Genomic DNA, 12,221 nt, shown 5'->3' on the forward strand with positions numbered 1-12,221 from the left:
TTGAGTTGGTAAATTTTAAACTTTATTCCAACTTCTTCAAGTCCTTTATCGCATTCCTAAATCCAGAGATGATGCCTATAAAAAAGAAAAACAGCAATCCAAAAGGAAAGGTCTCTATCTTAAACAACTTTTCCATAAGCCATTTATCAAAAGCATAGCCCACAAAAAGCCCAGCTATTACACCACCAACTATGTTAAAGCCTATAGTTAAAGCCAAAAAGCTTTTCCCGTTCATGTTAAAATTTTAACCTTATGGACCCAAAGCCAATAATTGAAGAACTGAAAAGAAAGGGATACAAAAACATATATACTTGGTGTGATCCACCAGGAACATTCTACGATTGGCACATGCACAGCGAGGATGAAATAAGAGTGGTCTATAAAGGATCCATAGTAATAGGCACAAAGGAGGGTATTTACGAGTTGAAGGAAGGAGATAGTTTGGAAATAAAGGCAGGAACCCTCCATTGGGCTAAGACTGAAAGCGGCGTATGTTACGTTTGCGGTAGCAAATAAGTATATGTAAATATTACAAAAAATTCTATATAAAGCTAACTTATACAGTTTTAAAAACTTTTTAGTTGCTTATAAAGAGTTTGAGTTTAAAATATCATTTCAACAAAATAGGGAGGTAAAAGCATGAGCGTAAGCAGAAGGGATCTTTTTAAACTGGCAGGTGTAGGTGCCATAGCGGTTGGTCTATCCTCTAAGCCCACCTTTGCAGCTGCAGAAAAGGTGGGAAAAATGGAAGCTATGCTTCCGCCACCAAAAGGCAATAGGGTAGTAATATGCGGTGGGGGATGGGCTGGACTTACTGTAGCAAAGTATCTCAAGAAAGAAAACCCCAACATTGATGTGGTCCTTATTGAAAAGAGGCCAAACTTCTTCTCCTGTCCCATATCCAACCCTTGGTTAGCTGGTTTGGTAAGCCTTGACTTTATATCTCATGATTACAACCAACCTGCGGCAAAGTATGGTTATAGGTTTATAAACGCTGTGGTTTTGGGAATAGAAAGGGACAGAAAGAGGGTTTATACCAACTACGGTTATATAGAATACAACTACTTGGTTTTGGCACCTGGAATAAGGTATAACTACTCCGCTTGGTTTAAGGATGACAAGGAGATGGCAAATTATGCCAGAATCAACTATCCGCCCGCTTTCATACCCGGTTCTGAACATTTAGCTCTAAAGAGAAAGATTGAGGAGTTTGAGAAGGGAGACTTTATAATTACAGTTCCACCAGGAGCCTACAGATGTCCGCCCGCACCTTACGAAAGAGCTTGTATGATAGCGGAAGTGTTCAAAAGAAATAAAGTAAATGGTAGAGTTATAATCCTTGATCCAAAGCCAGATATAGCGCCAAAGGGTCCTGGATTTAGAGCTGCGTATGAGCAAGTTTATCTTGGTTTAGTGGAGTATGTGCCCAATGCGACCATAAAGGAAGTGGATCCAGTCAAGAAGGTAATTAAGACCACCGCCGGAGACTTTAAGTTTGATGATGCTAACTTGGTTCCACCCCATCAAGCAGGTAGCCTGGTTTGGATGGCAGACCTGATAGCAAAGGACAAAGAAGGCAAACCCACAGGATGGGCAGACCAGGATCCATTAACCTTCCAAGCTAAGGCGGACCCCTACGTATTCTTGGTGGGAGATGTGGTAAGCGGTGTTCCCTATCCAAAGAGCGGACACATGGCAAACTCCCAAGGAAAGATAGTCGCAAAGATAATAGCGGGAAGGATAGCGGGTAAAGAAGTTAAGCCTACTTTACCGGACAACACATGCTATTCTATGGTAAACGGCAGTCCTCAAGAGGCAATAGTCATTAATGTGACCTACGAATACAACGAAAAGGAGAAAAAGATAGTTCCAAAGCCAAAAGCTATAAACGAGCGCTCACAGGCGTTGGCGAAAGCCACCTACGAATGGGCAAAGTCTATGTATAGGGACATGTTCGCTTAATATTCCAAGCCCCCTTTACCGGGGGCACAAAAATATAGAGGAAACATCATGAACAGGCGGAGTTTTATAAAAGCATGCAGTACCATAGCGGTAGCTTCTATGATAGACCCATCTGTATTTTCTGGGCTTATCTCAGCCCAAGAGGGAATGTTCAAAGCATACAAAAAAGCCATTCTGTTAAAAGAGGATGGCTCTCCCCTCACAGAAGAGGACCTAAAACCGCACACAAACTACATATTTTTCTATCCCTACGCAAGCACACCTTGTTATATTATTAATCTTGGAGAAGAGGTTAAACCTGTGGAGGTTACACTAAGGAACGGTAAGAAATACAACTGGCAAGGTGGGGTGGGAAGCAAAAAAAGTATAGTTGCATACTCTGCTATCTGTGCCCATCAATGGAGCTATCCAACCAAGAAGTATTCTTTCATAAACTACTATCCTCCAGAAAAGCCCTCTGAGATTACAAAAAAGGCAGGAATAATTCAATGCTGTGCCCATTTGGCCCTTTATGACCCAAAGGAAGGAGCAAAGGTAATTGATGGTCCAGCAGAGTTTCCGTTAGCCTCTGTGGTTATACAGGAGGAAGGTGGAAAGTTTTACGCCATAGGCATACTTGGAGTGGATCAATTTGATAAGTTCTTTGATAATTACAAAAGAGAATTGAGAGAAGCTTACGGATCAACTGCGAAGGCAAAAGAATTAGTGGAGTCGTGCAAAGTGATGGAGGTAAGCAAGTATGTTGGACAAGTCATTTACTGTTAACAGAAGGGACCTTATAAAGGGGACAGTAGAGGTTTGTGAGAACCACTCATGGAGATTTTAACTACGATTTGGCGTGCATCATTCCACCCATGAAAGCAAGCTCTCTGTTAGAACACATAGGACTCTTGAAAAAGGGCGAAAAGTGGGTTGATGTAAATCCTTTGACTTTTGAAACGAAAATACCAAACGTGTTTGTGATAGGGGATGCAGCCCAAAGCTACCTTCCAAAGAGCGGATATGTGGCCTATTCTGAAGGCAAATTGGTAGCAAAGATAATAAACGCAAGAATAAAAGGTAAAAAGGTTGAAGAAGAGTATATGCAGATGGTATGCTATGCAACGGTAAGCGATAGAGAAGCTATTATGGTGGAGACGAGCTTTAGGTATGATAACATCAATAAAAGATTTATTCCTTCACACAGAGAGGACAACAAGAGAAAGGAGACAACGGCCAAAAGATACGAAGAGTGGGCTAAAGGTTTGTGGAGAGAGCTTTTTGGTTAGGGTTTAAAATTCTTTTAGCATTCCCTTAACTTTGTCTTCCCAACCTGGATGCACAAAATCTGGCTTTCTTAGACTTCTTTTCCTCTTCTTTGACTTTTTTGTGTTGTAGTGGGCTCCTCCGGACTTCCACCTTTTTATCTTGCCCGTGGCAGTTATCTTAAACCTCTTCTTTGCGGACCTGTTAGATTTCATCTTCACCTTTGCCATCTTCCTTTACCTCCAAGCTACATTATACCACATCTTTCAACATTTCCCTAAGCTTGTTTATGGCACTCTCCTTTATTTGAGATATTCTGGCAGTAGATACACCTAAAAGCTTTGCCACCTCTTTGGCTGGAATTTCTTCGTAGAATAGAAGTTGTAGAACAAGCTGTTCCCTTTGTTCCAAGCGTTTTATTGCAGAAATTATCTTTTCCTTTAGGTCCGCTTCCATTACATTCTCTTCCGGAGATCCTAATTTTGCAGAAAGCACCTCTTCGTAACTTCTTCCTTCCCTGAATATATCATCTAAGGATAGAATGTATGATGCGGATATTTTCTGAAGGTCAGAGTAAAAGGTTTCTGGTTTTTCTCCCAAAGCACTTATAAGCTCATCATCCGTGGGCTCTCTACCCAACTCCTGCGTGAGTCTTTCTAAGGTTTGTTTTATTTCCTTTTCCCTTTTTCTAAGCGACTTACTCCCAAAATCTAAGCTTCGCAAGTAATCGTATATGGCTCCTTTAATCCTAAGCTTTAAATAGGCCTCTGGATTTTTGGTATTATCCAGCCTTTGGGCAGATTCTAAAACTGCCAGAATACCCTGCCCTATGAGGTCATTTACATCAACAGTATCTGGTAAATGCCTGTGTATTCTGTGCGCTAAGGATTTTACCAAAGGCAAATACTTTAATACGAGTTCTTTTTTTATGTCTTTATTCATCTGTTTTTTATTATTTTACATTACAAACATCATAAATTTAACCGCTTGAATTAACATGGTTCTAAGTTTAGAATTCACCTTTATGAAAGCCAGTTTGACTGTTTCTGGTATGACATGTGCCAACTGTGCGAAGGCCATAGAGCTATCTCTTAAAAGACTTCACGGTGTTTTGGACGTTAAAGTGTCCTTTGAACTTGGTAGGGTTTGGGTAGAGTTTGACGAGGATATTTTGAGCTTGGAGAGCATAAAAGAAACCATAGAATCTCTTGGCTATCAAGTGGAAAAAGAGAAAATAAAAGATTACAGTCTAATCATACTTGCTTTTTGTTGGACAGCAAGTGCGGTAGTAATGTTTCTTATGTTTTTCCAAACAGAATTTAACTATCCTTTACAAGCACTGCTTTCAACCCTTGTGCAAATAGTTGGGGGATACGGACTTTACAGATCCGCCTATCACTCTTTGAAAGCAAAGATCGGAAACATGGACTTGCTCATATCCCTTGGAAGCACTGCTGCCCTCTTTTACAGCTATTTAGCCCTTTTAAACATAATACCGGAAGAGCCTCTTTTTGAAACTTCCATGCTACTTATTACCTTTGTTAGAACTGGAAAATTTTTGGAAGGGAGGGCAAAGAAGAAGGCTACAGAAAGTTTGAGGAAGCTTTTTGGCTTGCAAACTCTTAAAGTGAGGGTGCTAAAAGAGAAAGAAGAGGAAAAGAGTGTGTATGAAGTGTTTGTAGGGGACAGGATAGTGCTCAGAAGTGGGGACATGATTCCTTTGGACAGCAGGCTCGTGGAAGGAAAGCTAAGCGTTGATGAGTCAATGATAACCGGAGAAAGTATGCCCGTTGTGAAAGAGGTAGGAGATGAGTTAATCTCTGGTAGTCTTGTGATAAATGGATACTGTATTGCGAGAGTAGAAAAGACCTTTTCAAGAAGTTACGCCTCTCTTTTGATAAAGCTCTTGGAAAAGGCCCTTTTGGAAAAACCAAGAATACACCGAATAGCGGATAAGGTTTCACATTACTTTGTCCAGTTTGTTATTGGTCTTTCTTTTCTTGTATTTTTGTTTTGGTTTTTGAAAACTGGTGACTTTCAGAAGGCTATAACCTTTTCCTTAGCGGTTTTGGTAATTTCTTGCCCCTGTGCCTTTGGCATAGCGGTGCCTCTTGCGATAACAGTTGGGTTAAACAGAGCTTACAGGAAAGGTGTGCTCATCAAAAAGCCAGAAGCCTTTGAAAAAAGGATAGACATACTTCTTATGGACAAAACCGGAACCATTACCGAAGGGAAACCAAAGGTAAGCAAAACAAACATTTCCCAAGAGCATTTAGACATTGCATACAGCCTATCTTTAAAGTCTAATCATCCATACTCGGTAGCCATAAGGGAGTATTGTAAAAGCTTGGGAGCTAAGGAGGTTCCCTTGCAAAACTGCAAAGAAGAAGTGGGCGTGGGGGTCTTGTGTGATGGATACATGCTTGGAAGAGGGGAAGGAGGAAAAACTGTGTTAGCCAAAGATGGCAAAACCTTAGCGGAATTTCACTTTGAGGAAAACATAAGGGAAGGGGTAAGGGAAGTTTTGGAATTTCTGAAGAAGAGAAAAATTGAGGTAATTCTGGTAAGTGGGGATGAGGAGGAAAGGGTAAAAAAGGTGTCAGAGCTTCTTGGAATAGAAAAATGGTATGCTAAGATGAAGCCCGAACAAAAGCTTAGCATACTTTCTGAACTACAAAGCAAGGGATACAAGGTAGGTATGGTGGGAGATGGTATAAACGATGCCCCTGTGCTTGCAAAGGCTGACCTGTCTTTTGCAATAGGTTCTGGTACAGATGTGGCAAAGTTTTCCACAGACATAGTGCTAAACTCAGGCTTTGTGGGTTTAAAAGAATTTTTTGCACTAAGTGAGGTGGTAAGAAAAAGAATAAAGGAAAACCTCCTTTGGGCTTTCGGATACAACATACTGGCTATTCCTATCGCAAGCGGTGTATTTTATCCACACTTTTTTATAAAGCCTGAGTTTGCAGGCTTGCTTATGGCTCTCTCTTCTTTAAGCGTTGTCATAAACTCTCTGCGTAAGTAGGAATATTATCTTACTTATGGAACTTTTAAAAAATTTTTACTCCTACTTGGCTGAAATAATCCCCTTTTTCATACTGGCTGTCTTCATAAGTGCCCTACTTAAAACCACAGTAAAACCTTCTTTGTTTTTGAAGATCCTGTCCAACAGAGTGTATGCTCCCGTATTGACTGCCCTATTGGGTGGAGTTATGCCTTTGTGCTCTTGCTCTATGATACCCTTGGCAAATTTTATAAACAGCTATTCTAAGGGTTATGGGCCGGTTATTGCCTTTCTTGTAACCGCTCCAACCCTTTCGCCTGTTATATTACTCTTAACTTACGGTTTGTTTGGATGGGAGGTGTCCCTTTACAGGCTGTTTGCTTCCCTCTTTTTTGCTCTGTCTTTGGGCTTAATTGCAGATTATGTGCATAAAAAACCCATAACTTTAAGGCTAAGTAGCCACACTGAAAAACCTAAAAAGATATCTACGTTTTTTGAAGGTTTGAAGGACCAACTACCCGTGGTTAAGTATCTGCTCATTGGAATATTCATAGCCTCAATCATGAAAACTTACATACCTCCCCAGCTTACTGCCAGCATCTCCCAAAGTCCGCTTGTTTATCCTCTTATATCCTTAGTAGCAATACCGATCTACGTGTGCTCTGGAGAGGATGTAGTTTTGGGGAAAGCTATCTTAGATGTAGGATTTACCACAGGCCAAGCTATGACCTTTATGCTATCAAGCAGTGGTGTTTGTTTACCAACAATCTTTGCGGTTATGTCTTTTCTCCCAAAGAGAATAGTTGTGCTCTATACCACAGGATGGTTTTTGTTTTCTATCGTGACCGGTTTTGCTTACGATATACTTTTCTATAAATAAGCATTAAAATACTTAAAAGGAGGGAACAATGGACAGATATTCACAAGTTCTTCAGGAGCTAATAAGAAACACGGGGCTTGAAGGTGCTTCCTTAGTTTCCGCAGACGGTTTGCCTATATCTTCAGTTCTAAAACCTGGTATGGAAGAAGATAGGATAGCTGCTATGAGCGCCGCTATTCTATCCTTAGGTGAAAGGGTGGCAGAAGAGCTGGCTAAGGGACATCTTGAGCAGATAACCATAAAGGGGCAGAATGGGTATGTAATAATGACCGGAGTTGGTTCAGATGCGGTTATGGTGGTGTTAGCGGACAATAATGCTAAATTGGGGCTTTTGTTAATGGAAATAAAAAAAGCTCAAGAAAAAATAAAAGCCTTGCTATAAGTTTGATGGGTAATGGCCCTAACCGGAGATCTAAGCACTTTTAACTTTGTGGATATATTCCAAATCATTGGAAGAGATAAAAAGAGTGGTATTCTTTTCGTAGAATGGAAAGACCTAACCTGTGCATATTACGTAAAGGACGGTGAGTTTATCTTTTCCAGACCTGTGGATAAGGTTTACAGAGTATATGCAGACAAAGACTTTGACCTATTGCTGAACAAACTGCGTATGGGTCCAGAAAGCTTACCCAGGACTGTGGAGCGGTTCTTAATATCCAGGCTTGGTATGAAAGAAGGTATATTTTCTTTTACACCGGGATTTATAAAGTATGGCTCGGACTATCCTGTTGAGTATCCTATAGAACACCTTATTGTTCTTGCCTCTAGGCATCTGGCTCCGCAGGAGGTTCAACGTAAAATATCTGACGACATGCTGCTTTTTGAAAGGATCCCGGGCACAGAGGAGATTCTGTCTAAGGCTAAAATAAACAAGTTTGAAGAGCGCGTTCTTTCGCTCGTAAACGGTAATAAAACTGTTTTCGAAATAAGACAATCCGCAGGGTTGGAAAGTTTGGTGGTAGATAGAGCTTTGTATGCTTTTCTAGCCCTTGGTCTTATAAGGCGTAAGAAAAAAGAAGTTAAGCCAAAACAGGCTAACATAACCCTTGAGCTTCTCACAAAAATAATAGAGAGAATAAAGGGCTTGTGATGAAGACAATAAAGAAGATAAAAATAGTTGTAGCTGGGCCTTTTGCCGCAGGAAAAACTCAGTTTATAAACACAGTAAGTGAGATAAAGACTGTAAAGACTGAAAGAAGGACCCAGCAACCAAGTGAGAAGTCTGTTAAGGATTATACTACAGTTGCGATGGACTTTGGTAAAATACGCATAGATGATGAGCACGAACTGTATCTTTTTGGAACGCCTGGTCAATTCAGATTTGACTTTATGTGGGAGATCTTAGGGGAAGGAGCACTTGGAATAATTATCTTAGTGGACAGCACAGATCCGTCTACGTTCCACGAAGCTAGAAAAATAATAAACTTCTTCCAGTCCAGGTTTCCCGTGCCTATGGTTGTAGGAGCTAACAAGCAGGATCTACCCAACGCCTGGAGCCCAAGGGATGTTATGATCGCATTGGACATAAGCGAAGAAGAAGGCATTCCCGTTATTCCCGTATCGGCTATAGATAAAGAAAGCGTAAAAAAGGCTCTTTTAACTTTGCTTGAAATAGTTAAATCTAATTTGACTAGTTAGTTATGGAAAATTTGGCATTGAGTCTAAGGCTATATCCTCCTCCAAGCCCATCATGATGTTAAAGTTTTGCACCGCTTGTGATGATGCACCTTTACCCAAATTGTCTATAACGGATATAACCTGCAGACAGTTAGACCTACTGTCCCAGATTGGGTGTATAAGACATAGGTTTGTGCCCAAGACATACTTTATATGAGGGGGTTCAGAAACTATCTTTACAAACTTTTCATCCTTATACACTTCTGTGTAGAGTTCTTTTGGTTCAACCTTCTCACAAAAGATAGAGATACTCGATAGCATTCCTCTTGAGACGGGTACAACTACGGGAGAGAACCTTAAAAAGATACTTACTCCCCCAATTTCCTGAATCACGGCTTCCATTTCTGGCACGTGTCGGTGCTTGTGTAAAGAGTAAGCAAAAAAATCGCCAAACATTTCGGGAAAGTGAAAATGCTGAACTGGTTTTCTTCCAGCACCAGAGACACCAGAAAGGGACGTAACAACTACTTTTTCAACCTTTATCTTCTCCTTGAGGAGGGGATACAGTGCCAACAGAACAGAGGTAGGATAACATCCAGGATTTGCTATTAGCTGAGCGTCTTTTATAAGTTTTCTGTATATTTCTGGCAGTCCATACACAGCTTTTTTCAAAATATCCGGATATCCATGCTCAAAGCCATAGTATTCTGGATATATTTCCGGGCGCTTTACTCTATAAGCACCCGAGAGGTCTATAACCTTTTTACCTTGATTTAAAAGCTTTGGCACAAGTTCAAGGGAATTTTCGTGTGGCAAACATAGAAAAGCCAAGTCGTATTCTTCTTCAACATCTTGAGTAAGCACTAAATTACCTAAGGATTCTTCAAAAAAAGGAAAGACCTCTGCTATTTTCTTTCCTGCGTGAGAGTGGGAGGTAAGGGCAACTATCTTTACCTTCGGATGCCTAAGAAGAATCTTTATTAGCTCTATACCGGTGTATCCGGTAGCTCCATAGACCGCAACCCTTATCTCTTGCTCCATCTATATCCTTTTCTTGCTTTCATCAAGCCATACTTCTTGCGTTCTTTTTCCCTTGCATCTCTTGTTAAGAGACCAGCTTTCTTAAGCGTTTGCCTCAACTCTGGATTGTATTTTAGAATAGCTTTGGCTATACCATACATTATGGCTTCAGCTTGAGAGGATATACCACCGCCTTCTACCGTAGCGTATATACCAAACTTTCCTTCAAGACCCGTAAGTCTTAAAGGATACAGCACTTTGTAGTATAGGGTCTCCCTTTGAACGTAGTCTTTCAAATAGAATTCCTTTTGACTGTTTTTTGCCTTTACTATCTGTTTGTCTGTGTCCTTTACCAACCAAACCCTTGCAATGCTTTCTTTCCTTCTTCCTGTGCCGTAAAAAGAGTTGTCAGGAGTTATTTTAAAGTCTTTTAACTGCCTTATCATCCTTCAACCTCCAACTTTTGCGGTTTTTGAGCTTGGTATGGATGATCGGGTCCTATGACTATCTTTAGTCTTTTGAGCATCCTATGTCCAAGTTTGTTTTTTGGTAACATTCTTTTAACCGCCAACCTGATAACTTCCTCTGGTTTGTTTTCCAGCATCCATTTCAAGGTCCTTACTTTATGCCCCCCAGGGTAGTTGGTGTGAAAGTTATACACCTTCTTTTCCAGCTTATTCCCAGTAACTCTAATCTTTTCTGCATTTACAACTACCACAAAATCCCCGCAATCTACGTCCGGTTGGTAGTAGGGCTTGTGCTTCCCTATCAAGATCTTTGCAATCTGGCTCGCAAGCCTACCCAATATTTTTCCTTCTGCATCCACAACCCACCAATTCCGCACCACATCTTCAGGTCTTATCCTGTATGTCTTCATTTTTCTCACCTCTCAAATTGGATTTTAAAAGTTATATTTTACCACAAAAACCTTCTTTGGTAGAGGTTAGGGACGTTAATAAGCTAAGCCAACTCAACGCTTTAATTTAGACTAAAGATTAGTTGCAAGGGTAACAAGCTTTTCTCTGACAGAGCGGTCAAGAACTAAACCTTCCACTTTGGGAACTTTGATAGGTTTTATACCGGTTAGCTCTTCCACTATAATGGGGTTAGTTCTTTCGGACACATCCCTACCTTCAAAACCGTTCATCACAATACCCAAAACATTTAAGCCTTTGCTTATCGCATAGAAGTAAGTAAGATAAGTGTGATTTATGGTGCCAAGGCCTGCACGGGAAACTATTATTATGTCAAGCCCCCAATCCTTAGCTAAATCCGCGTAGTTATAATCCCTCTTTATGGGCACAGCTATACCACCAGCACCTTCCACCACCAAAAAATCATACCTTTCCAAAAGTTTTAAATATTGTTCTTTCAAAGCATCTAAGGAAAAGTCCTTACCCTCCTCCAGTATGCCGGCGTAGGGGGAAAGGGGCAAGCTGTATCTTATGGGAACCGCTTCCTCCAAATCCTGGCCGGTAATACTGCACAAAAGAGAACCATCTGCAGGCACATCCTTTACATCCGTCTCCACAGGCTTAAAATAACCTACCCTAATACCCATTTCTTTTAGCGTAAGCACGATGTTGTAAGATATAAAGGTTTTTCCCACTCCGGTGTCTGTGGCGGTAATCAGCACGCTCTTCCTTTTCATTGGAGAATGTAGTAGATCATCAGAGGAGACTGAGATTCAAATTCTAAGCTTAGGCGATTTTCAAAGAGTCTCCTTAAAAGGCTTTTGGACTCTTCTATGTAAAATATCCTTGGCTTTTCAATCTTTGCCAAAGCTTGCGCTTTGTCTATGGCATCTTGCAATCCTCCTATTCCATCCACCAGCCTTAGGTTATAAGCATCCTCTCCGTTAAAGACTCTACCGTCTGCAACTTCCCTCAGTTTGGAGGGGTCAATTTCTTTCCTGTACTTTAGTATAGCCTGTATAAACTGCTCGTAGGCTTTGTTTATAAGTGCCTGAAGGTATGCTATTTCTTCTTCTGTCAGCTCTTTTGTGGGAGATAGGGTATCTTTGAACTTTCCCGTTTTTATGGATGTGGTTTTTATTCCTAACTTGCTGAGCAAGTCCTTTAAACTGGTGTGCTGAACTATAACGCCTATGCTTCCAGTTATGGTGCCGGGGTTAGCATAGATGTAGTCTCCTACCATTGATATGTAAAAGCATCCAGAGGCACACACGTTTCCCATAGAGACCACTACGGGTTTGCCCGTTTCTTTGAAGCGTTCCAGCGCTCTGTATATTTCTTGGGAAGCGCCCACTGAACCGCCCGGACTTTCTGCTCTGATTACTAAGGCTTTAACACTTTTATCTTTTCTTAAAGCTTCCAGCTTACGAACTATAGGTTCCGCATTTAAAATTATCCCATCTATCCTTAAGATGGCTATTCTGTCTCCTACGGGTATGCGAGAAAATAAGTTTGCTAAAAGGCCAAGCATCAGTAGCATTATAAGAACAATAAAAAACCGCTTAAACCATTTCATTTG

17 protein-coding genes are annotated in these 12,221 nt (G+C 40.8%); 9 read left to right on the forward strand and 8 right to left on the reverse strand.

Annotated elements, in window-relative coordinates; genetic code table 11:
* Positions 1–22: 22 nt before the first annotated feature.
* Positions 23–235, reverse strand: a complete 213-nt coding sequence (locus K217_RS0101590; protein ID WP_029551390.1) for an AtpZ/AtpI family protein — start codon at positions 233–235, stop codon at positions 23–25.
* 17 nt (positions 236–252) lie between these two features.
* Between K217_RS0101590 and K217_RS0101595 the strand changes: the two genes are divergently transcribed.
* The 4 genes from K217_RS0101595 (at position 253) to K217_RS0101610 (ending at position 3,230) form a co-directional block, all read left to right on the forward strand.
* Positions 253–516: a cupin domain-containing protein gene (locus K217_RS0101595; protein ID WP_029551391.1), complete on the forward strand. Its 264-nt coding sequence runs from the start codon at positions 253–255 to the stop codon at positions 514–516.
* A gap of 123 nt (positions 517–639) precedes the next feature.
* Complete coding sequence (locus K217_RS0101600) at positions 640–1,962, forward strand: FCSD flavin-binding domain-containing protein (protein ID WP_029551392.1); 1,323 nt, start codon at positions 640–642, stop codon at positions 1,960–1,962.
* A 48-nt stretch (positions 1,963–2,010) separates the two neighbouring features.
* Positions 2,011–2,727, forward strand: a complete 717-nt coding sequence (locus K217_RS0101605) for a Rieske (2Fe-2S) protein (RefSeq protein ID WP_029551393.1) — start codon at positions 2,011–2,013, stop codon at positions 2,725–2,727.
* 35 nt (positions 2,728–2,762) lie between these two features.
* A complete protein-coding gene (locus tag K217_RS0101610; RefSeq protein ID WP_029551394.1) occupies positions 2,763–3,230 on the forward strand; it encodes an FCSD flavin-binding domain-containing protein in 468 nt (155 codons plus the stop codon).
* A 3-nt stretch (positions 3,231–3,233) separates the two neighbouring features.
* Here the strand turns inward: K217_RS0101610 and rpmI are convergent, their stop codons facing one another.
* Positions 3,234–3,437 carry a 50S ribosomal protein L35 gene (gene rpmI / locus K217_RS0101615; RefSeq protein ID WP_029551395.1) on the reverse strand — a complete coding sequence of 68 codons (204 nt, stop codon included), beginning with the start codon at positions 3,435–3,437 and terminating at the stop codon, positions 3,234–3,236.
* A 22-nt stretch (positions 3,438–3,459) separates the two neighbouring features.
* Positions 3,460–4,149, reverse strand: a complete 690-nt coding sequence (locus K217_RS0101620; RefSeq protein ID WP_029551396.1) for a sigma-70 family RNA polymerase sigma factor — start codon at positions 4,147–4,149, stop codon at positions 3,460–3,462.
* A gap of 82 nt (positions 4,150–4,231) precedes the next feature.
* On the opposite strand from K217_RS0101620, the gene K217_RS0101625 reads away from it, so the two are divergent.
* From K217_RS0101625 to K217_RS0101645, 5 genes are read left to right on the forward strand one after another with little or no spacing between them, the layout of a single operon-like run.
* The gene (locus K217_RS0101625; protein WP_029551397.1) at positions 4,232–6,232 is read left to right on the forward strand and encodes a heavy metal translocating P-type ATPase; all 2,001 of its coding nucleotides are present in this window, start codon (positions 4,232–4,234) and stop codon (positions 6,230–6,232) included.
* Between the two features lie 16 nt (positions 6,233–6,248).
* Positions 6,249–7,091, forward strand: coding sequence for a permease (locus K217_RS0101630; protein WP_052178029.1), 843 nt, complete (start codon positions 6,249–6,251; stop codon positions 7,089–7,091).
* Positions 7,092–7,119: 28 nt separating this feature from the next.
* Positions 7,120–7,473 carry a roadblock/LC7 domain-containing protein gene (locus K217_RS0101635; RefSeq protein WP_029551399.1) on the forward strand — a complete coding sequence of 118 codons (354 nt, stop codon included), beginning with the start codon at positions 7,120–7,122 and terminating at the stop codon, positions 7,471–7,473.
* Positions 7,474–7,485: 12 nt separating this feature from the next.
* Positions 7,486–8,181, forward strand: coding sequence for a DUF4388 domain-containing protein (locus K217_RS0101640; protein WP_029551400.1), 696 nt, complete (start codon positions 7,486–7,488; stop codon positions 8,179–8,181).
* Positions 8,181–8,729: a GTP-binding protein gene (locus K217_RS0101645; RefSeq protein WP_029551401.1), complete on the forward strand. Its 549-nt coding sequence runs from the start codon at positions 8,181–8,183 to the stop codon at positions 8,727–8,729. The genes K217_RS0101640 and K217_RS0101645 overlap by 1 nt, the downstream gene beginning before the upstream one ends.
* Here K217_RS0101645 and argC read toward each other — a convergent pair whose 3' ends face one another.
* The 5 genes from argC to sppA all read right to left on the reverse strand — a co-directional run bounded on the left by argC (position 8,730) and on the right by sppA (position 12,182).
* Entirely contained in the window at positions 8,730–9,749 is a 1,020-nt protein-coding gene (gene argC, locus K217_RS0101650) for an N-acetyl-gamma-glutamyl-phosphate reductase (RefSeq protein ID WP_029551402.1), read from the reverse strand.
* Complete coding sequence (rpsI, locus tag K217_RS0101655) at positions 9,734–10,174, reverse strand: 30S ribosomal protein S9 (protein WP_029551403.1); 441 nt, start codon at positions 10,172–10,174, stop codon at positions 9,734–9,736. The genes argC and rpsI overlap by 16 nt, the downstream gene beginning before the upstream one ends.
* Positions 10,171–10,605 carry a 50S ribosomal protein L13 gene (rplM, locus tag K217_RS0101660; RefSeq protein ID WP_029551404.1) on the reverse strand — a complete coding sequence of 145 codons (435 nt, stop codon included), beginning with the start codon at positions 10,603–10,605 and terminating at the stop codon, positions 10,171–10,173. Before rplM ends, rpsI begins: the two co-directional genes overlap by 4 nt.
* Before the next feature lie 111 nt (positions 10,606–10,716).
* Positions 10,717–11,379 (reverse strand): dethiobiotin synthase, encoded by a 663-nt coding sequence (gene bioD / locus K217_RS0101665; RefSeq protein WP_029551405.1) that lies wholly within the window; start codon positions 11,377–11,379, stop codon positions 10,717–10,719.
* Entirely contained in the window at positions 11,376–12,182 is an 807-nt protein-coding gene (sppA, locus tag K217_RS0101670) for a signal peptide peptidase SppA (protein WP_231476968.1), read from the reverse strand. Before sppA ends, bioD begins: the two co-directional genes overlap by 4 nt.
* Positions 12,183–12,221: the final 39 nt, after the last annotated feature.

It is taken from the genome of Thermocrinis jamiesonii, from assembly GCF_000702425.1.
Taxonomy (GTDB): domain Bacteria; phylum Aquificota; class Aquificia; order Aquificales; family Aquificaceae; genus Thermocrinis; species Thermocrinis jamiesonii.

Bases quoted from the DNA above. Each gene is read 5' to 3' on its own strand.
- K217_RS0101590 (WP_029551390.1), bottom strand. From the start codon at position 235: ATGAACGGGAAAAGCTTTTTGGCTTTAACTATAGGCTTTAACATAGTT.
- K217_RS0101595 (WP_029551391.1), top strand. From the start codon at position 253: ATGGACCCAAAGCCAATAATTGAAGAACTGAAAAGAAAGGGATACAAA.
- K217_RS0101600 (WP_029551392.1), top strand. From the start codon at position 640: ATGAGCGTAAGCAGAAGGGATCTTTTTAAACTGGCAGGTGTAGGTGCC.
- K217_RS0101605 (WP_029551393.1), top strand. From the start codon at position 2,011: ATGAACAGGCGGAGTTTTATAAAAGCATGCAGTACCATAGCGGTAGCT.
- rpmI (WP_029551395.1), bottom strand. From the start codon at position 3,437: ATGGCAAAGGTGAAGATGAAATCTAACAGGTCCGCAAAGAAGAGGTTT.
- K217_RS0101620 (WP_029551396.1), bottom strand. From the start codon at position 4,149: ATGAATAAAGACATAAAAAAAGAACTCGTATTAAAGTATTTGCCTTTG.
- K217_RS0101625 (WP_029551397.1), top strand. From the start codon at position 4,232: ATGAAAGCCAGTTTGACTGTTTCTGGTATGACATGTGCCAACTGTGCG.
- K217_RS0101630 (WP_052178029.1), top strand. From the start codon at position 6,249: ATGGAACTTTTAAAAAATTTTTACTCCTACTTGGCTGAAATAATCCCC.
- K217_RS0101635 (WP_029551399.1), top strand. From the start codon at position 7,120: ATGGACAGATATTCACAAGTTCTTCAGGAGCTAATAAGAAACACGGGG.
- K217_RS0101640 (WP_029551400.1), top strand. From the start codon at position 7,486: ATGGCCCTAACCGGAGATCTAAGCACTTTTAACTTTGTGGATATATTC.
- K217_RS0101645 (WP_029551401.1), top strand. From the start codon at position 8,181: ATGAAGACAATAAAGAAGATAAAAATAGTTGTAGCTGGGCCTTTTGCC.
- argC (WP_029551402.1), bottom strand. From the start codon at position 9,749: ATGGAGCAAGAGATAAGGGTTGCGGTCTATGGAGCTACCGGATACACC.
- rpsI (WP_029551403.1), bottom strand. From the start codon at position 10,174: ATGATAAGGCAGTTAAAAGACTTTAAAATAACTCCTGACAACTCTTTT.
- rplM (WP_029551404.1), bottom strand. From the start codon at position 10,605: ATGAAGACATACAGGATAAGACCTGAAGATGTGGTGCGGAATTGGTGG.
- bioD (WP_029551405.1), bottom strand. From the start codon at position 11,379: ATGAAAAGGAAGAGCGTGCTGATTACCGCCACAGACACCGGAGTGGGA.
- sppA (WP_231476968.1), bottom strand. From the start codon at position 12,182: ATGCTACTGATGCTTGGCCTTTTAGCAAACTTATTTTCTCGCATACCC.